Genomic DNA, 20,659 nt, shown 5'->3' on the forward strand with positions numbered 1-20,659 from the left:
ATGGACAGAGTTCTCATCGTCGTCGCGTTCGTCGTGTTCTGGGTCCTGATGATCGCATTGATCTTCTGGGGCTGGCGCGGGCGGCAGAAACGACAGGCAGATCGAATCGGCACTTTCCCGGAGGTGCCGTCGGATATCGGTAGCACTGTGCTCGAGCCGTCGACTGGCCTGTATGTCGGCAGCACCATAGCGCCGAGCTGGCAGGACCGAATCGCGGTCGGAGACATCGGCCATCGGGCCACTGCCGAGCTCTCCCGGCACCAGCACGGCATCTTGTTGGTCCGAACCGGCGAATCCACCATCTGGATTCCTGAGGAGTCCATTCGCGCGATTCGAACCGAGCGTGGGCTCGCAGGCAAGGTCATGAGCAAGGACGGGCTTCTGGTGATCCGTTGGGAATTGCCCACGGGCACCGAGATTGATACCGGATTTCGCGCCGACGACAAATTTGTCTACCCGGCGTGGGTCGACACAGATACAACTACTGATTCCGGCTCGAGTGCCGGTACAGATGATTCGAAGGAGACACCCGCGTGAGCAGCGCAGTTCTTGTTCTGGAGGACGGCCGGACGTTTCGCGGCACAACTTTCGGGGCCGAAGGTCGAACTTTCGGCGAAGCAGTGTTCTGCACCGGAATGACCGGCTATCAGGAAACTCTCACCGATCCCAGTTACCACCGCCAGATCGTGGTGGCCACCGCTCCCCAAATCGGCAACACGGGCTGGAACCAAGAGGACGGTGAAGCCTCCAGCGCAAGTGACCCCAACAAGATTTGGGTGGCAGGGTATGTCGTACGCGATCCAGCGCGCCGTCCGTCGAGCTGGCGTTCGACCGGAACGCTGCAGGACGAGCTCGAGAAACAGAACGTCGTCGGCATCGCCGGAATCGACACCCGCGCGCTGGTACGTCACCTCCGCACCCGCGGATCCATGCGTGCAGGCGTGTTCTCCGGAGATGCACTCGGAAGCACAGACGAGATGCTCGAGCAGGTACTCGGTCAGCCATCGATGCTGGGAGCCGACCTCGCCGGCGAAGTGACCACGACTTCGAGCTACACGATCGAGCCTGCTGGCGAGAGCCGATTCAGCGTCGTCGCAGTGGATCTCGGTATCAAGACGAACACTCCTCGGATGTTTGCCGAGCGCGGTGTCCGAGTGCACGTGGTGCCCTCGACGACGAGCATCGAGCAGATTCTGGAATTGAATCCCGACGGCGTCTTTCTCTCGAACGGACCCGGGGACCCAGCGACCGCGGACTCCAGTGTTGCCCTCACCCGTAGCGTTCTCGAGCAGGATCTGCCACTCTTCGGCATCTGCTTCGGCAACCAGATCTTCGGTCGTGCCCTCGGGCGCTCTACCTACAAGATGAAGTTCGGCCATCGCGGAATGAACATCCCGGTGGTCGAACACACCACCGGCCGGATCGCCATCACTGCGCAGAACCACGGTTTCGCGCTCGAAGGCGAGGCCGGCGAAGAATTCGACACCGACTTCGGTCGAGCGCGCGTCAGTCACACGTGCGCCAACGACGGCACCGTCGAAGGCGTCGAACTGTTGAGCGGGCGGGCGTTCTCCGTCCAGTACCACCCCGAGGCCGCGGCAGGTCCACACGACGCCGCATACCTCTTCGATCGTTTCACCAGCGTCCTTCAGGAGAAGAAGTAATGCCACGCCGCACAGACCTGAGCCATGTACTGGTCATCGGATCGGGCCCGATCGTGATCGGTCAGGCCTGCGAGTTCGACTATTCGGGAACGCAGGCTTGTCGCGTACTGCGCGAAGAGGGCCTGCGAGTCAGCCTGGTCAACTCCAACCCGGCGACGATCATGACCGACCCGGAATTCGCCGACGCGACCTACGTCGAGCCGATCACCGCCGAGTTCATCGAAAAGATCTTCGCCCGCGAGGCCGAACAAGGTCACCCGATCGAAGCTGTTCTCGCGACTCTCGGCGGTCAGACCGCCCTCAACGCGGCCGTCGCGTTGCACGAGCAGGGAATTCTGACCAAGTACGGTGTCGAGCTGATCGGCGCCGATTTCGACGCCATCCAGCGCGGCGAAGATCGACAGAAGTTCAAGGACATCGTCGCCAAAGTCGGCGGCGAGTCCGCGAAGTCGGCTGTCTGCTACACGATGGACGAGGCGCGAGCGGCCGTCGAAGAACTCGGTTTTCCCGTCGTGGTGCGCCCGTCGTTCACCATGGGCGGGCTCGGTTCCGGAATGGCATACAACGACACCGATCTGACGCGTATCGCCGGTGGAGGTCTTTCCGCCTCGCCGACCGCGAACGTCCTCATCGAGGAGTCGATCCTCGGCTGGAAAGAGTACGAACTCGAACTCATGCGCGACAGTCGCGACAACGTCGTGATCGTCTGCTCCATCGAGAACGTCGATCCGGTCGGTGTGCACACCGGTGACTCGGTGACCGTTGCCCCGGCGATGACACTCACCGACCGCGAATACCAGGCCATGCGCGACCTCTCCATCGACATTCTGCGCGAGGTGGGCGTCGATACCGGTGGCTGCAACATTCAGTTTGCGATGGACCCTGCCGATGGCCGGCTCGTGGTCATCGAAATGAATCCGCGGGTGTCCCGGTCTTCGGCGCTGGCATCGAAGGCGACGGGATATCCGATCGCCAAGATGGCCGCCAAGCTCGCCATCGGGTACACGCTCGACGAGATCGTCAACGACATCACCAGGGAAACGCCTGCGTGCTTCGAGCCCACTCTCGACTACGTCGTGGTCAAGGCGCCGAGGTTCGCATTCGAGAAGTTCCCGGGCGCGGACGGCACCCTCACCACCACGATGAAGTCCGTCGGTGAGGCGATGTCGATCGGACGCAACTTCACCGAGGCGTTCGGCAAGGTCATGCGCTCGCTCGAAACCAAGCGCGCGGGTTACTGGACCGGCCCCGAAGTGACCTGGCCGAGCGACGCCGAAGGCGATCCGGCGGAGGATCTGGAGGGACTGCTCGCTGATCTGGCCGTTCCACAGGACGGTCGCATGTATGGCATCGAGAAGGCATTCGCTCTCGGCGCAACGGTCGAGCAATTGTTCGAGTCCACCAAGATCGATCCGTGGTTCCTCGATCAATTCCAGCTGATCCACGAGCTCGGCAACGACATCCGCGGTGCGGCAGAGTTCGACGAAGCCCTTCTGCGTCAGGCGAAGTACCACGGACTCTCCGATCGTCAGATCGCCGCGCTCCGACCCGAACTCGGGGACGAAGACGGTGTCCGGGCTCTACGAGGCGAACTCGGAGTCCACCCGGTCTACAAGACGGTCGATACCTGCGCCGCTGAATTCGAAGCGAAGACGCCCTATCACTACGGCACCTACGAACTCGATCCCGAAGCCGAGTCCGAGGTCACCGAGCAACGCGAACGCGACAAGGTCCTCATCCTCGGATCGGGACCCAACCGCATCGGCCAGGGAATCGAATTCGACTACTCGTGTGTCCATGCGGCGCAGACACTGTCCGAAGCCGGGTACGAGACGGTCATGATCAACTGCAACCCCGAAACCGTCTCCACCGACTACGACACGGCCGACCGCCTGTACTTCGAACCCCTCACGTTCGAGGACGTACTCGAGGTCTACCGAGCCGAGTCACAGTCGGGAACGGTAGCGGGCGTCATCGTTCAGCTCGGTGGCCAGACTCCACTCGGCCTGGCGAAGCGGCTGAAGGCAGCGGGCGTTCCGATCGTCGGCACCAGCCCGGAAGCAATCGACCTCGCGGAGGACCGCGGTGAATTCGGCCGGGTCCTGAACGAAGCCGGTTTGCCCGCACCTAAATTCGGTACTGCAACGACCTTCGACGGCGCGCGCGACATTGCTGCTCGCATCGGATATCCCGTGCTCGTACGTCCCTCGTACGTTCTCGGTGGGCGCGGGATGGAAATCGTGTACGACGAGCCGTCATTGGCCGGGTACATCGACCGAGCAACCGAGATCTCGCACGACAGGCCCGTGCTCGTCGACCGCTTCCTCGAAGATGCCGTCGAAATTGATGTCGATGCGCTGTGCGACGGCACCGAGGTATACCTCGGTGGAGTAATGGAACATATAGAAGAAGCTGGTATCCACTCGGGCGACTCGGCCTGTGCGCTTCCACCGATCACGCTCGGCCGAGCCGATATCGAGAACGTTCGTCGCTCGACCGAACTCCTCGCGAAGGGGATCGGCGTCAAGGGCCTTCTCAACGTTCAGTACGCCCTCAAAGACGACATTCTGTATGTCCTGGAAGCGAATCCGCGTGCCAGTCGCACGGTGCCGTTCGTCTCGAAGGCGACGGCAGTCCAGCTCGCGAAAGCATGTGCTCGGGTCATGATGGGCGAGTCGATTGCCGATCTACGCGTCAGCGGCATGCTTCCTGCGGTCGGTGACGGCGGGACCACACCGCTCGATGCACCTATCGCCGTCAAGGAAGCGGTGTTGCCGTTCAACCGATTCCGTCGCGCCGACGGCACCGGCGTCGACACTCTGCTGAGTCCGGAGATGAAGTCGACCGGCGAGGTGATGGGAATCGACGCCGATTTCGGCACTGCGTTCGCCAAGAGTCAGACAGCGGCGTACGGATCGCTTCCACTCTCCGGCGCTGTGTTCGTATCGGTCGCCAACAAGGACAAGCGTTCCCTGATCTTTCCCGTCAAACGCCTTGCCGATCTGGGCTTCACAATTCTCGCCACCGAGGGAACCGCAGAGGTCCTGCGGCGGAACGGGATCACCTGCGAGCAGGTGTACAAGCAGTCCGGCGAGGAAGTCCCGGAAGGAAAAACGACGATCGTCGCACGCATACTCGCCGGAGACATCGCGATGGTGATCAACACGCCCTACGGCAATTCGGGTCCGCGCGTCGACGGGTACGAAATTCGGAGCGCGGCCGTGGCACAGAACATCCCGTGCATCACGACGGTTCAGGGTGCTTCGGCGGCCGTGCAAGGTATCGAAGCCTCCATCGCAGGCGGCATCGGAGTTCGCTCGCTTCAGGATCTGCATGCCGCGATGGCTGGACGCGGTCAGGCATGACCGTCGGCGGATGGTTGGATCGGCTCCGCACCGCGACCGCCTCGCAGGGGCGCCTCTGTGTCGGCATCGACCCGCATCCGGCACTGCTCGACGCGTGGGGTCTGCCCAGGACGGCCGACGGGCTGGAGGCATTCGCGGAGATATGCGTCGAGGCCTTCGTCGGCGAGATCGCCGTGGTGAAGCCTCAAGTCGCTTTCTTCGAGGCCTACGGCAGCGCAGGCTTTGCTGTGTTGGAACGCACGATCACGGTGTTGCGGGATGCCGGCACGATGGTGATCGCCGACGCGAAGCGTGGAGATATCGGCACCACCATGCGCGCGTATGCGCAGACGTGGCTGGGGGAGGAGAGCCCGTTGTCCTCGGATGCGGTAACGGTGTCGCCGTATCTGGGATTCGACTCCTTGGCCGAGACGTTCGACGTGGCTTCGGCTCACGGGCGAGGCGTCTTTGTTCTCGCTCGGACGTCGAATCCCGAAGGTTCTTCGGTGCAGTTGGCCGAAAGCAACGATCGATCGGTTGCACAAGCGATCGTCGACGGAGCACGAACTGTCGGTCGTGACGGTCTCGGCACGGTAGGCCTGGTGGTCGGTGCCACCCGAGATCACGGTCTGGACCTGGCAGGTTTCGGTGGACCGATTCTTGCACCGGGTCTCGGTGCCCAGGGCGCCGAGGTCGGCGACTTGCGGCACATCTTCGGGGACTGCCAGGACCTGCTGCTGCCCAGTTCGTCCCGTGGAGTGCTCGCCGCCGGGCCAACGGTCGGCGCCCTCCAAGACGCCGCTCGAACGCTGCGCGACGAGATCGAGACTGCATTGGCCTAGCTCACCGGCCGAAAGCGCTCGGCGGTGGGGGTGGGTTCGCGAACTCCGTCGAGCGTGGGTACCGTCGCTGTCGTTGCAGGTTACCGCTGGTATACCGCAGCGAAAGTGCAAGCAATACCCGTGCACTGTTCACCTTTCGATGTGACGGAGGAAACGTGGCCCTTCCCCAGTTGACCGCAGAGCAGCGAGCAGCCGCTTTGGAGAAGGCGGCCTTCGCCCGTAAAACGAGAGCCGAGCTCAAAGAGCGTCTCAAGCGTGGCGGCACCGACCTACAGCAAGTGTTGAAGGATGCCGAAACCGACGAGATTCTCGGCAAGATGAAGGTGTCGGCACTTTTGGAAGCACTTCCCAAGGTCGGCAAAGTCAAGGCCCAGGAACTGATGACCGAGTTGGAGATTGCACCGACTCGTCGTCTACGTGGGCTCGGTGACCGACAGCGCAAGGCGTTGTTGACGAAATTCGATTTCGAAGCCTGAGAGGTTCGACTAGTGGCGGAGGTATCGACCGTGACCGACAGTGACGCGTCACCGAGTGGGAGAGGTCGGCTCATCGTGTTGTCCGGTCCCTCCGGCGTCGGTAAGTCCAGCGTCGTTCGAGTTGTACGACGGACCCTGCCCGAGCTGTGGTTCAGCGTTTCCGTGACCACCCGGGCGCCACGCCCCGGTGAGGTCGACGGCGAGGACTATCACTTCGTGACTGCCGACGAGTTCGATCGCATGGTCGAGGCAGACGAATTGCTCGAGTGGGCGAGTGTGCACGGTGGTCTGCACCGCTCCGGCACGCCGGCGGCCCCGGTAGAGCAAGCCTTGGAGCGAGGACATCCGGTGCTGCTCGAACTCGATCTCGCGGGTGCACGTGCCGTCCGAGTGTCCAAGCCCGAAGCTCTGTTGGTATTCATGGCACCACCTACCTGGGAAGATCTGGTGCAGCGCCTCACGTCCAGGGCTACCGAGGAATCGGATGCTACCGAGCGGCGACTTCAGACTGCACGGATCGAATTGGCGGCACAGAACGAGTTCGACACGATCATTGTCAATGCCGATGTCGACCATTCGTGCGATGAGTTGGTATCCTTGTTGGTCGGTAGGTCTTCGGTCGGTTGATTCCGGCGTACTCCGGGCGATGTAGAGCCGATTTTCGCCAGCTTCAGCAGTCTTGTATTACCAGCAGTGTGGCTCCGACCAGCAGACAGCACCAGCATTTTTCGCAGCAGTACCGATGCACTTTCAGGAGATCAATAGTGAGCAGCACTTCAGCGGCCGTGTCCGATTTCGACGGATCCAGCGTTCTTCCGGCCTACGACACGCCGCTCGGCATCACGAATCCCCCCATCGACGAACTTCTGGCGCGTACGTCGTCGAAGTACGCCCTCGTGATCTATGCGGCCAAGCGGGCCCGTCAGATCAACGATTACTACAACCAGCTCGGCGACGGCATCCTCGAGTACGTCGGCCCCTTGGTCGAGCCGGGTCTGCAGGAGAAGCCGCTCTCGATCGCACTCCGAGAGATTCATGCCGATCTCCTCGAGCATTCCGAAGGCGAATAAGAACCGCTGGTAAGGAAGCAGCCGTTGCGCGTAGTCATCGGAGTAGGTGGCGGGATCGCCGCCTACAAGAGCTGTTCCCTCATTCGCAGCTTCACCGAGGGTGGACATCATGTTCGGGTGATCCCCACGGAGTCGGCGCTCGAGTTCGTGGGGCGGGCAACGTTCGAAGCGCTGTCCGGTAACCCGGTCCACACCGGAGTCTTCTCCGACGTGCCCGAGGTTCCACACGTTCGGCTGGGGCAGGAAGCCGACCTCGTGGTCGTCGCGCCCGCCACGGCAGACCTGCTGGCCCGGATCGCAGGCGGACGTGCGGACGATCTCCTGACCGCCACACTTCTCACCGCGCGATGCCCGGTCGTCCTCGCTCCGGCAATGCACACCGAGATGTGGGAGCACCCGGCGACGGTTGCCAACGTCGTCACCGTGCGTGGTCGCGGTGTCACCGTCGTCGAACCTGCGTCCGGTCGTCTGACGGGCAGCGATACCGGAGCGGGTCGCCTTCCGGAACCCTCCGAGATATTTGCGCTTGCGATGCTGCTGGCCGAGCGATCGGATGCACTCCCGCAAGATCTGTCCGGTCGGCGAGTCGTCGTGACCGCCGGCGGAACCCGCGAACCGTTGGACCCGGTCCGATTCTTGGGCAACCGTAGTTCCGGCAAGCAGGGATACGCGTTGGCTCGGGTGGCTGCTCAACGCGGCGCCGACGTCACCCTCATCGCTGGTTTCACCACCGAACTTCCAGATCCCGCAGCTGTGGACGTGGTGCATGTGAAGACGGCGCGGCAGATGCAGGAGGCGGTGCGCAAGTTCGCCCCCGATTCCGACGTGATCGTGATGGCGGCAGCTGTCGCCGACTTCCGTCCGGCAACCATCGCCGCGAGCAAGATCAAGAAGGGTGCCGACGAGCCGGATTCGATCCCGCTGGTTCGAAACGACGACATCTTGGCAGGATTGGTCGAGTCGCGTCGTAACGGGGACATTGCCCAAGCCACCGTGATAGTAGGTTTTGCGGCCGAGACCGGTGACGAGCAGGGAGACGTACTCACCTATGCGCGCGCGAAGCTCGAACGCAAGGGCTGCGATCTGCTCGTCGTCAACGCGGTAGGTGAGGGAAAAGCGTTCGAGGTCGACGACAACGACGGGTGGCTGTTGGGATCCGATGGTTCGGAATCAGCGCTCGGAGAGGGTTCGAAAGCTCTTCTTGCGAGCCGCGTCGTCGACGCAGTTGTCGGCATGCTCGCGATCCAGCCTTCGGATCACCGGTGATCCGAAGGGTGCACAGCACCCGTCCGCCCGACTAAAGTGACGGGCGCTTCGTGTCGGAAACTGGCTCGGGGCGTCGAACTCATAGTTGTAGTTCAGAACGAAATGTAGTTCAGAGTGCTTCACCAGTTAGGTGCTCGAATCGAATGAAAGTGATGGCCGACAGGGAGTAACGCTCCTGGCCGGCCGCAAGTACGCGTCGAGAGGAAATCCGTGAGCAAGTCCGGCAGTCGGCTCTTCACCAGTGAGTCTGTGACAGAGGGTCACCCAGACAAAATTTGTGATGCGATCAGCGACTCGATCCTCGATGCACTCCTCACCGAGGATCCTCGTGCACGCGTGGCCGTGGAGACGTTGGTCACGACCGGTCAGGTCCATGTCGCCGGTGAAGTGAACACCACCGCCTATGCCGACATCCCAAAAATCGTCCGCGAGAAGGTCCTCGAGATCGGCTACGACTCTTCTGCCAAAGGGTTCGACGGCAATTCGTGTGGCGTGAACGTTGCGATCGGTGCTCAGTCTCCGGAAATCGCCCAGGGAGTGGATAATTCACACGAATCGCGTGTCGAAGGACTCTCCGAGGACGAGATCGACCGTCAGGGTGCAGGCGACCAGGGGCTGATGTTCGGGTACGCCAATACCGATACCCCTGAACTGATGCCGCTGCCGATCGCATTAGCGCACCGTCTCGCACGTCGATTGACCGAGGTGCGCAAGAACGGCACCCTGCCGTATCTGCGTCCGGACGGCAAGACCCAGGTCACCATCGAATACGACGGTGATCAGGCAGTGCGACTGGATACGGTCGTCGTCTCCACCCAGCACGCGGCCGATATCGACCTGGACAATCTGTTGACGCCGGATATTCGCGACAAGGTCCTCGGCGCGGTGCTCGCAGATCTGGACATCCCCACGCTCGACACTTCCAACATCAGATTGCTCGTCAATCCCACCGGCAAGTTCGTCCTCGGTGGACCGATGGGCGATGCCGGACTGACCGGACGCAAGATCATCGTCGACACCTACGGCGGCATGGCCCGTCATGGTGGCGGTGCTTTCTCCGGTAAGGACCCGTCCAAAGTCGACCGTAGCGCCGCCTACGCGATGCGGTGGGTTGCAAAGAATGCGGTGGCGGCGGGCCTGGCCGATCGCATCGAGGTTCAAGTTGCATACGCGATCGGTAAATCAGCGCCGGTCGGTCTGTTCGTCGAGACCTTCGGAACCGAAAAGACCGATCCAGTGCGGATTCAGGCTGCGATCGCCGAGGTGTTCGATCTACGCCCCGGTGCGATCATTCGTGACCTCGATCTGCTTCGTCCGATCTATGCTCCGACCGCCGCTTACGGACACTTCGGCCGAACGGACATTTCGCTTCCGTGGGAGTCCACCGATCGTGCCGACAAGCTGCGCGCTGCCGCCGGTCTCTGATATCGGTTTCGGGTACCTCGCGGGAAAGAAGTTCACGAACGGAGTGAGGTGAGCGGCGCAGCGAGAACAGCAGCCGAGGTGCATCCCATTGCGCGGGTGTTGCCGCTGCTGCCGCTCGCTCACCTCGACCGGGAATTCGACTATCTCGTACCGGCCGAATTCGCCGATAGTGCTCAACCAGGGGTGCGGGTTCGAATACGGTTCGCCGGCAGGCTTGTCGACGGATACGTCGTCGAGCGTGTCGAATCCAGCGACCACACAGGAAAGCTCGGCTGGCTCGACCGCGTCGTCTCTTCCGAGAGGGTCCTGACGCCCGAGATCAGCGCGCTGGTCACTGCCGTCGCCGCGAGATATGCCGGGACGAGAGCCGATGTCCTGCGTCTTGCTGTTCCGCCGCGCCACGCCAAGGTCGAAGGGGAGCCTTCTGGCGACATGCCGGTCGTTGTTGCTCCCACGATCGATTCGAGTGCGTGGTCGTCGTACATTCACGGCGAGGCCTTTCTCGATGCACTGAGGGCGTCGAGGAGTCCGCGTGCGGTCTGGCAAGCACTTCCGGGTGAGGATTGGGCTCACCGCATCGCCGAACTCGCCTGCGTCACAGTGGCGAATGGGCGAAGCGTCGTCGTGGTGGTGCCGGATCAACGCGACTTGGATCGTGTTGCGTCCGCCTGCGAGGCGGTCGCCGGCTCGGACGCGGTGATCGCATTGTCCGCAGGCCTCGGACCTGCCAAACGCTACCGGCGCTGGTTGGCGGCACTACGACGTGATGTTTCGATCGTCGTCGGTACCAGGAGCGCGGTGTTCGCCCCCGCACGAAACTTGGGTTTGCTGCTCATGTGGGATGACGGTGACGACGGTTATGCCGAACCTCGATCGCCTTATCCACATGCGCGTGAAGTGGCGTTGTTGCGGGCGCACGAATGCGGATGTGCGGTCGTTTTGGCTGGGCATGCCAGAACTGCCGAAGCCGAGGCGCTCGTGGATTCCGGTTGGGCACACGATCTTCTCGCGCCCCGGGAAGTGGTCCGGGCGCGGCAACCACACGTTGTCGCGCTGGCGGACAGTGATCATGCGTTGGCCCGAGATCCGGGGGCACGTGCAGCGCGCTTGCCTGCCATCGCATTCGATGCGGCACGAACAGCATTGGCCGCGAATCTTGCTGTGCTGGTTCAGGTTCCACGCGGTGGATACGTTCCGTCGCTGGCCTGCGGCAAGTGTCGAAATCCTGCGAGATGCCGTCGCTGCAACGGACCGTTGTCATTGCCGTCTGCTCCGGGAGCGGATGGCGCAGGCAGTCCTACCTGCAGTTGGTGCGGCGTCGCCGATACCAACCATCGCTGCACCGTCTGCGGGTCTCGAACCCTGCGGGCAGTTGTCATCGGTGCACATCGAACAGCAGAAGAGCTGGGCCGCGCCTTTCCTGGAGTTCCGGTCCACACCTCCGGGGGAGCATCGGTGCTCGACTCCGTTGCTTCCGGACCGAGACTGGTCATATCCACTGTGGGAGCCGAACCGACGGCGCCCGGTGGGTTCGGTGCTGCCCTGCTGCTCGACGGGTGGGCATTGCTCGGCCGCGCCGATTTGCGTGCAGCAGAGGAGACACTTCGCCGATGGATGACGGCCGCAGCCTTGGTACGGCCCGGTACCGAGAACGGCCGAGTGGTCGTGGTGGCCGAATCGGAGATTCCGACGGTGCAGGCACTCGTGCGTTGGGATCCGGTCGGGCACGCGCGAAGTCAGCTGGAGGAGCGAATAGAGGTGCGATTCCCGCCGGCGGTCCATGTTGCGGCAATCGATGGGACGACGGCATCTATTACCGCGCTCGTCGAAGCGGCTGGGCTCTCGGACGAGGTGGAGATACTCGGGCCGGTAGATCTCCCTGATGGTCAGCGTGCTCCAGCAGGCGGGGGAGAAGAGGTCCTGCCGGGCGATGTCCAACGACTTTTGCTTCGGGTGCCTCGTAACGCCGGTGGGGCTCTTGCCCGTTCACTCGCAGATGCGCAGGCTGCCAGGAGTGCGAGGAAAAGTACGTCTTCGATTCGAGTCCAGATCGATCCCATCAGAATCGGTTGAGTAGTCGGTGGGGGAGTGCGACTTCGAGCGCATAGAGTCTGTTTCCGACGGCATTGGGTCAAGTTCTTACGACACTGAGCAAGGGTGCAGTTCGGGCCCTGGGATAAGCGAAGGTTCATTCGATGAAAAGACGACAGCTTATTCGACGCGTGGCAACAGGTTTAGCAGTGGTTGCGGGCGCGCGTTTGGCGGGGCCCACACTTGCGCAGGCGGCGCCGGGAACGGGTTCGGCAGATCTTCCTGGGATCGGGATCCCCTTGGATCGCTTGCTGAAGATCGTGTCGCTTTCCCACGTCAACGACCCGGCCACGACACCAATATTCCCGGGTGATCCAGAGTTCGTTCTGGAGACTGCCGCCACCGTAGCCGAAGATGGTTTCTACATCCAGAATGTCAGGGAAGGCGAGCACACGGGCTCACATTGGGGAGCGCCGGCTCACTTCCAGGAGGGCGGGCTCACCGCCGACCAACTCGCGCCGGAAGATCTGTTCCTGCCTGCAGTGAAAATAGATGTTCGTGAGAAGTCAGCCGCGAATGCAGATTATGCGGTCACGGTCGCGGACCTGCAGGAATGGGAGACTGTCAACGGCCGTATCCCGTCGGGCGCAGCAGTCTTGTTATGGACGGGGTGGGATGAGCGGTGGGGTTCGGATACGTACGCCAACGCCGATGCAGAGGGCGTGAGCCATCAGCCAGGTTTCTCTGTGAACGCGGCACAATGGCTCATCGCTACGGGCAGACTTGCTGATCGAGGAGCGTTGGGAACCGACACGTTCGGTCCCGATCTCGGCAACGACGAGACCTATCCGGTGTCGGTCGAACTTTACGACCGACGCAGAATCAGTTTGGAAAATCTCACCAACCTGGGTTCGTTGCCCACCACGGGGGCCTATGTTTTGGTCGGTGGTCCGATCAACCGAGCCGGGTCGGGTTCGCCCGCAACGATATTCGGACTGATCCCCAGGCTTCCTTGATTACCTGAACCGATCGGAATCCGCTGGATTTCCCGGTTGCGGTGGTTTGGCCACCAGTCGAATGCCGCAGCCTTATCGTCCAGGTTGTACACCATCCGCAGTGCGCCGTCGCAATCGTAGGTGAACACTCCAGCCTTACCGCTCTTCTTTGCCTCGTACATGGCCCGGTCCGCACTACGAACTAGGGCATCTGCCGTCACGTCGCCGTCGAAAACGTTCAATTCGACCACTCCCACGCTTGCGCCGATCGATACCAGGTGGCCCTCGATTTCTCGAGGCTCACGAAGTGCGTCGACTATCTCTTTTGCGGCCCTGCGACCGGCGTCGATGCCCGCGGGGATCAGTACGGTGAATTCGTCGCCACCGAATCGGGCGACGACGCCCCCATGTTCGCCGCCATCGACAGTGTCCGCCAACCGTTTCGAGAGGATCTCGAGCAAGCGGTCTCCGGCGCCGTGGCCGAGCCGATCGTTGATTGCCTTGAAGTTGTCCAGGTCGATCAACAGCAACACACCCGGTCGTCCGGTCGTGTTGTGGAGGTCGATCGCTGTGCTCAGGTGATCATCGAATGCGGATCGGTTGAGCAGGCCGGTCAATCCGTCGTGGTGTGCTCGGTAGCTGAGCTCTGCCTGCGCCTCGGACAGCCTTCGGAGGAGTGTGTCGTTTTGCAGCAATGTCATTACCTGACGGGCCAGCGAAAGCACCACCACGGCGAAGAACAGTGCGAGCACCACGGTATCGACGGAACCGTGAACTGCCCATTGCACGCAGAGGAACGTGCCGATCAGCGCTATCAATGCGTAGGGGATCAACAGTTGGGTGCGATCACCGGCCACCGAAACGAGCGAAGGCCGGGGGGAAAAAGGCCGGGGGGAAAAAGGCGGGGGGCAAACAGGCGACAGCCGGGGCGAGGTGGACCGAGTACTCGGTGCCCCGGTCGAACCTTCGGTCCGACCGACATTGTCAGCGGGTCGACCGGTAGGTACGGACGCGGCGAGAGCAACCAGAACGGGTCCCGCGATGAAGCCTGCGTCGGCAACCAACGGCATCTCCTCGGCGCCGATGGCGACGAGATAGGCGTACAGACTGTCCGAGGTGGCCACGCACACGAGTCCGGCGCCGAGTAGAGAAAGTTGTGCGCGATAACGGCGGGGGACGTCAGCGATGACGGCGAGTAGGCCGACCATAATGACAAGTACCAGGTCGGTGATCGGGTACATCAATGCGACGAGGAACCGCAAAGAACTCGTCTCCTCGGATCGCACGACATGTCCCAGCGCGGTGGACCACGACAGTACGAACAGTGAGCCGACGATCACCATGCCGTCGAGAACCGAGGTGATCCAAGCGTGAGTGGAGCCGACCTCGGTGCGGCGCGGCGACTTTCCGACGACGGCGAGCAATGCCGAGACGGAGAAGATCGGAAGCAGAAAGAAGCCGATGTCTGCATACGAAGGGGACGGCAACGCGGTGTGGAGAACCGAACGGTACAGAGCCCAGGTCAGCATGCCTGCCGACCAGCAGGCCATACCTACAGCCATCAGAACCCGCCACCTTCGCTCGGATCCGGTGCGATGCCTGGCCGTGTACCAACAGATCGACGCGGCAGCGACGCCACAGATAAGCTGCGCGAGGTCGTCCAGAACGACGGAGAGCTGTTTCGGCAGTATCCCGGTCGAGACGATGCCGACTACGACGGCAACGACACCGAGGCATGCTGCAGTCCGTCGACCCACCGAGTATTCGGACTCTGCTGCGGCCGAGGGGCTTGCGATGGACAAACTCCCTCCTCTCGTACGCGCAAATTTATCGGACGAGGCGGTGGTGCGTATCGGCTGGGTGGTACTCGTGTGTCGATCTTGTCGGCTGGTTCGAACCTGCCAGGTCCGACCGGGCTCGAGTTGCCCCGCGTGGTGGTTCGACGGACCCGTCGGTTCGACGCGCAGCCAGTGCGCGCGAGACCAGCGCGACATCGAGATGGTCGGGTCGACGCTCGCGTGCCCGACCAGGTTAGCGGGTGATCGCCGGCGACATCTCTGCTCGGGCCGATTGATGCCGAGTACGTGCAGTACCGCGCGATAGCGATGCAAGACCGACACGTGCCAGGACCCCGCAGGAGCGGCGGTTTGTCAGGACGTGAGCAGATGGTCCCTAGAATAGGGAGTTCGTCGTAAGAGTCGTATTGCCTATTCGTGGGAGCCCACTGGTGCGTGTTGTGTTTGCAGGGACGCCTGAACCGGCGGTTCCGTCGCTGGAACGTCTAATAGCTTCGGACAAGCATGAGGTGATAGCGATAGTCACCCGACCCGATGCAGCGGCGGGCCGTGGACGCAAACAGGTTCGCTCGCCGATCGGTGTTCTGGCCGACTCACACGGCATCCCAGTGCTGACGCCTGCAAGGCCCTCAGATCCCGAGTTTCTCGAAGCATTGGCGGTATTGGAGCCCGACGTTTGCCCCGTCGTGGCCTACGGCGCCTTACTGCCTCGGCCGGTGTTGAACATTCCCCGGTTCGGTTGGATCAACCTTCACTTCTCACTGCTGCCTGCGTGGCGCGGCGCCGCCCCCGTGCAGGCAGCTATCGCCGCCGGTGACGACGTCACAGGTGCGTCGACCTTTCTGCTCGAGGAAGGGATGGACACGGGGCCGATACTCGGCGTCGTAACCGAAGTCGTTCGGCCGTCGGACACCGCAGGCGAGCTGCTGTCCAGGCTCGCAATCAGTGGCGCCGAGCTGTTGGAAGCCACCCTGGATGCCATCGATGCAGGGGAGGCGTCCGCAGTTACACAAAGCGCGGACGGAGTCTCATACGCCAAGAAGGTGACCGTCGACGCTGCACGCATCGACTGGATGCGTTCGGCAGCAGCAGTCGACCGCCAGATCCGTGCAGTCACACCCAATCCCGGCGCGTGGACGAAGGTAGGCGATATTCGCATGAAGGTCCTCCCGGTGACCGTATCGACCGAGAGCATGGAACCTGGACACATCGTTGTGCGAAAGGACGGTGTGTACGTAGGTACGGCAAGCACAGCAGTCGTCCTCGGTGACATAGTGCCGCAGGGCAAGAAGCCGATGAAGGCACTCGACTGGGCTCGCGGAGCCCGACTTACGGAAACGGCAGTGGCACAATGAGTTCGGAAGACAAGCCCAGTCGCAGCAATGCGGGAGGCGGCCGACACGAGCAAGGTGGCCGCCCAGGAAAGCGTCGGCCGGCATCTACGGAGTCGTCCGGCACCAAAGGTGCGTCTCGACGTCCGCAGGGGACATCGCGCGGCACGGGCACCAACCGGCCGCCGCGGGGTAACGGCCCCGCCGCTGCCGGTGCGGTCGATGCGGCCCGTCTGGCGGCTCGCGACGTTCTCAAAGCTGTTCGGGTGCGCGACGCCTACGCCAACTTGGTCCTGCCCGGCCTGCTACGCGAGCGCAAACTCGATACTCGAGACGCAGCCCTGGCAACCGAACTCGCATACGGAGCGTCCCGTGCTCGTGGGCTGCTCGACGCCGTCATCGAGAGTGGCTCGGGCCGGTCCATCGCCGATATCGACGGCGGATTGCTCGATATTCTGCGGCTCGGGGCGTATCAACTACTCCGCACCAGAGTTGCACCGCACGCTGCGGTAGCTACGTCCGTCGATTTTGCCCGAGCGGAGTTCGGCAGCGGCAAGGCCGGCTTCGTCAACGCCGTGCTGCGACGAGTCTCGGAGAAGACCGAGGAGCAATGGGTGGAGGAGCTCGGTCCATCCGCAGAACAGGACCCTGTCGGACACCTGGCCTTCGAATATGCACACCCCAAGTGGATCGCCCAAGCGTTCGCCGATGCGCTCGGAGCCGACGCCGGTGAACTCGCGGACGTTCTGGCAGCAGACGATGCCCGTCCGTCCGTGCATCTCGTGGCGCGTCCGGGTGAGATCTCGGCGGAGGAACTGGCTCTCGTCACCGGTGGCGAAGAAGGTCCGTATTCGCCGTATGCAGTGCACCTCGACGGCGGGGATCCGGGCAAGCTCGACGCAGTTCGCGAGGGTCTCGCAGGAGTCCAGGACGAGGGCAGTCAACTTGTTGCCAGGGCGCTGACGCTGGCGCCGCTCGAAGGTCCGGACGGCGGTCGATGGCTCGACCTGTGTGCTGGGCCGGGAGGCAAGGCCGCGCTCCTCGGTGCGCTCGCCGAAATCGACGGTGCACAGATCGACGCAGTGGAACCGACGCCTCACCGCGCCGAGCTGGTCCGAAAGACCACCGCATCATTGCCTGTCACCGTCCACGTCGTCGACGGCCGAGACTCCGGCCTCGACCCCGGATTCGATCGTGTTCTCGTCGACGCCCCCTGCACCGGACTCGGCGCGCTGCGTCGACGTCCGGAAGCGCGGTGGCGTCGCTCACCCAAGGATGTCGCGGCACTGGTCACTCTGCAGAAGGAACTTCTCGCTTCGGCCATCTCGCTCGTGCGGCCGGGCGGCGTCGTCGTCTACTCCACGTGTTCGCCGCATCTGTCGGAAACGACCGCTGTCGTCGCCGACGCTGTCCGACGCTATGGCGTCGAACAACTGGACACGAGGGAGTTGCTGCCGGAAGTTCCGCTGATCGGCGACGGACCCTCGGTGCAGCTATGGCCACACCGGCACGGTACCGACGCGATGTTCATGGCTGCGCTCCGTAAACCTCTCTGACTCGAAGGACCGGGTCGGTACTCATTCGTCCAAGCGCCACTGCGATGAGCGGAGGAGACTTTCGAATCATGAGCATCGATACGGAAGGCGTCGGCGCAGACAGTTCCACGTGGAGGAGCGTCGTCGAATTCGCGCAGACGCTGCCGAAAGTGGCGTTGTCGACGTCGTATGGGACGCCTGCATTGAAGGTTGCCGGAAAGCTGTTCGCCAGGCTGCGTGCCGAGGCAGAAGGTGGGCTGCTTCTGGTGTGCCGCCTGGACGAGAAACAAGCGCTTCTCTCCGGCGGGAGTCCCGCGTTCTATACGACCCCGCACTACGACGGGTACGGCTACATCATCGTCGATCTCGACCTGGTCGACCGCGACGAACTGCGGGAGATGATCGTCGCGGCGTGGCGAGACAAGGCAACCCCGACTGTGAGAAAGCAGTACGACGGTACCGACTAGGATCAGTGGTGTGGCAGCTCCGATGATCGCACCGTCCATCCTTTCCGCCGATTTCGCTCGTTTGGGTGAAGAAGCCGATGCAGTCGAGGGCTCCGACTGGTTGCACGTCGATGTCATGGACGCCCATTTCGTACCCAATCTGACGTTGGGGCTACCGGTAGTTCAGTCGTTGCTGAAGGCAACCGACATTCCGTTGGACTGCCATCTGATGATCGAGGATCCAGCTCGCTGGGCACCGCCGTACGCCGAGGCAGGGGCCTACAACGTCACGTTCCATGCCGAGGCGACCGATGATCCGATTGCGGTGGCCAAAAGTATTCGCGCAGCGGGTGGGAAGGCCGGGTTGGCCGTCAAACCTGGCACACCCATCGAGCCGTACCTCGAGATCCTGCGCGCTTTCGACACGCTTCTCGTCATGAGCGTGGAGCCAGGATTCGGCGGGCAATCGTTCATGCCCGAGGTGCTGAGCAAGGCCGTGATCGTCCGATCGCTCGTCGATTCGGGTGAGCTGAAGCTGATCGTCGAAATCGACGGAGGCATCAACGTCGACACGATCGAGCAGGCCGCGGAGGCAGGAATCGATTGTTTCGTGGCGGGTTCGGCAGTCTATGGCACTTCGGATCCGGCAGGAGCGGTCCGTGGACTACGTGCGCAAGCAGCCCGGGCCTCGAAGCATCTGTTGCACGGATGAGCGTCGCCCGGATGGCTGGTGGCGGTTCCACCGCCATTGACGAGGCGATGCAGTTGGCCGTCGACGAGGCCGACGCAGCCAGAGGGAGAACGAGCCCGAATCCGCCGGTGGGTGCGGTCATTCTCGATGTCGACGGGGTGGTCGTAGGCGTGGGGTCGACCCACCCGCCAGGTGGTCCACATGCCGAGGTAATGGCGTTGCGGGAGGCAGGCGAGAAGGCGCGCGGAGGCACTGCGGTGGTCACGTTGGAACCGTGCAATCACACGGGCAGAACTGGTCCGTGCTCGCAGGCACTCGTCGAAGCTGGGATCGCCAAGGTGGTGTTCGCCGTGGCCGATCCCACTCCTTTGGCACAGGGTGGCGCCCGCACGCTGATCGAAGCAGGCGTACTGGTCGAGTCGGGGACGGGTGCCGACAGCGTCCTGAAGGGGCCACTGCGTGCATGGTTGCACAAGCAGCGGACCGGCCGTCCTCATGTGACCCTGAAGTACGCCGCAAGTCTGGACGGCCGAAGCGCTGCGGCCGACGGCTCCAGTCAGTGGATCACGGGACCGGCAGCGCGTGCACACGTTCACGAGCAACGGTCCAAACTCGACGCCATCGTCGTCGGGACCGGCACGGTAATTGCCGACGATCCGAGACTGACCGCTCGGTTGCCCGACGACAGCGACTCTCCACATCAGCCCACTCGAGTAGTCGTGGGACTTCGGGAGATATCCCCGGCTTCGCAGGTCCGGAGTTCCGACGCTCCGACATTGTTCGTGCGCAGTCGCGAGCCGGCCGATGTGATGCATGCGCTGGCCGAGCACACCGATGTTCTGATCGAAGGTGGACCGACACTGGCCGGTGCGTTTCTGGCCGCGGGGCTGGTCGACAGAATCGTGGCCTATATCGCTCCGGTCGTGCTGGGTTCCGGCGCGGCGGCGGTGGAGAATGCAGGTGTCGGAACAATCACCGACGCCTTGAGGTTTTCTATCGAGAGTGTCCAGCCGATCGGAGCCGACATACTTCTCAGCGCCGTTCCGACCTGACGCGCCTGAACTGCACGCGCACCCACCATCCGCTGAAGTAGCGGAGACGACAAGAGATCGACCGGACAGGAGTGAGTACCAAGTGTTCACCGGAATCGTCGAGGAACTCGGCGAGATCATCGGCAGGGAAGACCTTGTCGACGCGGCCCGCTTCACGGTCAAGGGGCCGATCGTGACCTCCGACGCAGGTCATGGCGACTCCATTGCAGTGAACGGGGTGTGCCTGACCGTCGTGGACGTGCTGGCAGAAGGCGCATTCACCGCTGATGTCATGCAGGAGACACTCGACAGATCGTCTTTGCAGCGGCTCGAGGTAGGCAGCCGGGTCAATTTGGAACGCGCCATGGCGATGGGTAGTCGCCTCGGTGGGCACCTGGTGCAGGGGCACGTCGACGGGACCGGAACCGTCGTTCATCGCTCGCCCTCGGAGAACTGGACCGTCGTGCGCGTATCGATGCCGACGTCGGTCGCTCGGTACGTCGTGGAAAAGGGCTCGATCACAGTCGACGGTGTGTCGTTGACCGTGTCGGCGCTCGGTAAGGAAGAGGGCGGCGAGCACTGGTTCGAGATCTCGCTGATCCCGACCACTCTCGACTTGACGACGTTGGGAAGTGCCGAGGTCGGCGCGCCCGTAAACCTCGAGGTGGATGTCATCGCCAAGTATGTGGAGCGCCTGCAGACCGTAGGCGCCTAGA

General features: G+C 62.8%; 18 protein-coding genes. 17 read left to right on the forward strand and 1 reads right to left on the reverse strand.

Annotated features, from left to right (window positions below; translation table 11 throughout):
• From QMK32_RS17600 to QMK32_RS17650, 11 genes are all read left to right on the forward strand, one after another.
• Window positions 1-537: a PH-like domain-containing protein gene (locus QMK32_RS17600; protein WP_283476449.1), complete on the forward strand. Its 537-nt coding sequence runs from the start codon at window positions 1-3 to the stop codon at window positions 535-537.
• Entirely contained in the window at window positions 534-1,664 is a 1,131-nt protein-coding gene (gene carA, locus QMK32_RS17605; protein WP_283476450.1) for a glutamine-hydrolyzing carbamoyl-phosphate synthase small subunit, read from the forward strand. Before QMK32_RS17600 ends, carA begins: the two co-directional genes overlap by 4 nt.
• Window positions 1,664-5,029 (forward strand): carbamoyl-phosphate synthase large subunit, encoded by a 3,366-nt coding sequence (gene carB / locus QMK32_RS17610; protein ID WP_283476451.1) that lies wholly within the window; start codon window positions 1,664-1,666, stop codon window positions 5,027-5,029. The genes carA and carB overlap by 1 nt, the downstream gene beginning before the upstream one ends.
• Window positions 5,026-5,850, forward strand: coding sequence for an orotidine-5'-phosphate decarboxylase (gene pyrF / locus QMK32_RS17615; protein ID WP_283476452.1), 825 nt, complete (start codon window positions 5,026-5,028; stop codon window positions 5,848-5,850). Before carB ends, pyrF begins: the two co-directional genes overlap by 4 nt.
• 155 nt (window positions 5,851-6,005) lie before the next feature.
• Complete coding sequence (gene mihF / locus QMK32_RS17620) at window positions 6,006-6,326, forward strand: integration host factor, actinobacterial type (RefSeq protein ID WP_084348990.1); 321 nt, start codon at window positions 6,006-6,008, stop codon at window positions 6,324-6,326.
• A gap of 30 nt (window positions 6,327-6,356) precedes the next feature.
• Window positions 6,357-6,953: a guanylate kinase gene (gmk, locus tag QMK32_RS17625; RefSeq protein WP_283476454.1), complete on the forward strand. Its 597-nt coding sequence runs from the start codon at window positions 6,357-6,359 to the stop codon at window positions 6,951-6,953.
• Window positions 6,954-7,090: 137 nt separating this feature from the next.
• On the forward strand, window positions 7,091-7,396 hold the full coding sequence (rpoZ, locus tag QMK32_RS17630) for a DNA-directed RNA polymerase subunit omega (RefSeq protein ID WP_084348816.1): 306 nt from the start codon (window positions 7,091-7,093) through the stop codon (window positions 7,394-7,396).
• Window positions 7,397-7,420: 24 nt separating this feature from the next.
• Window positions 7,421-8,662, forward strand: coding sequence for a bifunctional phosphopantothenoylcysteine decarboxylase/phosphopantothenate--cysteine ligase CoaBC (coaBC, locus tag QMK32_RS17635; protein ID WP_283476455.1), 1,242 nt, complete (start codon window positions 7,421-7,423; stop codon window positions 8,660-8,662).
• A 210-nt stretch (window positions 8,663-8,872) separates the two neighbouring features.
• Complete coding sequence (gene metK / locus QMK32_RS17640) at window positions 8,873-10,087, forward strand: methionine adenosyltransferase (protein WP_269305630.1); 1,215 nt, start codon at window positions 8,873-8,875, stop codon at window positions 10,085-10,087.
• A gap of 48 nt (window positions 10,088-10,135) precedes the next feature.
• A complete protein-coding gene (locus tag QMK32_RS17645) occupies window positions 10,136-12,160 on the forward strand; it encodes a primosomal protein N' (RefSeq protein WP_283476456.1) in 2,025 nt (674 codons plus the stop codon).
• 122 nt (window positions 12,161-12,282) lie between these two features.
• Window positions 12,283-13,134: a cyclase family protein gene (locus tag QMK32_RS17650; RefSeq protein WP_283476457.1), complete on the forward strand. Its 852-nt coding sequence runs from the start codon at window positions 12,283-12,285 to the stop codon at window positions 13,132-13,134.
• On the opposite strand, the gene QMK32_RS17655 is transcribed toward QMK32_RS17650, so the two are convergent.
• Window positions 13,050-14,915: a GGDEF domain-containing protein gene (locus QMK32_RS17655; protein ID WP_283476458.1), complete on the reverse strand. Its 1,866-nt coding sequence runs from the start codon at window positions 14,913-14,915 to the stop codon at window positions 13,050-13,052. The two genes, QMK32_RS17650 and QMK32_RS17655, sit on opposite strands and share 85 nt — an antisense overlap.
• Before the next feature lie 425 nt (window positions 14,916-15,340).
• Here QMK32_RS17655 and fmt point away from each other — a divergent pair, with 425 nt between their 5' ends.
• From fmt to QMK32_RS17685, 6 genes are all read left to right on the forward strand, one after another.
• The gene (fmt, locus tag QMK32_RS17660; RefSeq protein ID WP_283476459.1) at window positions 15,341-16,264 is read left to right on the forward strand and encodes a methionyl-tRNA formyltransferase; all 924 of its coding nucleotides are present in this window, start codon (window positions 15,341-15,343) and stop codon (window positions 16,262-16,264) included.
• Window positions 16,261-17,796, forward strand: coding sequence for an RsmB/NOP family class I SAM-dependent RNA methyltransferase (locus QMK32_RS17665; protein WP_283476460.1), 1,536 nt, complete (start codon window positions 16,261-16,263; stop codon window positions 17,794-17,796). The genes fmt and QMK32_RS17665 overlap by 4 nt, the downstream gene beginning before the upstream one ends.
• A gap of 68 nt (window positions 17,797-17,864) precedes the next feature.
• Window positions 17,865-18,242, forward strand: coding sequence for an MmcQ/YjbR family DNA-binding protein (locus tag QMK32_RS17670; RefSeq protein ID WP_283476461.1), 378 nt, complete (start codon window positions 17,865-17,867; stop codon window positions 18,240-18,242).
• A 10-nt stretch (window positions 18,243-18,252) separates the two neighbouring features.
• Window positions 18,253-18,933 (forward strand): ribulose-phosphate 3-epimerase, encoded by a 681-nt coding sequence (gene rpe / locus QMK32_RS17675; protein WP_283476463.1) that lies wholly within the window; start codon window positions 18,253-18,255, stop codon window positions 18,931-18,933.
• 11 nt (window positions 18,934-18,944) lie between these two features.
• Window positions 18,945-19,964, forward strand: a complete 1,020-nt coding sequence (gene ribD, locus QMK32_RS17680; protein ID WP_283476464.1) for a bifunctional diaminohydroxyphosphoribosylaminopyrimidine deaminase/5-amino-6-(5-phosphoribosylamino)uracil reductase RibD — start codon at window positions 18,945-18,947, stop codon at window positions 19,962-19,964.
• 82 nt (window positions 19,965-20,046) lie between these two features.
• The gene (locus QMK32_RS17685; protein ID WP_283476466.1) at window positions 20,047-20,658 is read left to right on the forward strand and encodes a riboflavin synthase; all 612 of its coding nucleotides are present in this window, start codon (window positions 20,047-20,049) and stop codon (window positions 20,656-20,658) included.
• Window position 20,659 lies beyond the last annotated feature (1 nt).

Origin of the sequence: Rhodococcus sp. H29-C3 (assembly GCF_030063405.1) — a bacterium.
Classification (GTDB): Bacteria; Actinomycetota; Actinomycetes; order Mycobacteriales; family Mycobacteriaceae; genus Rhodococcoides.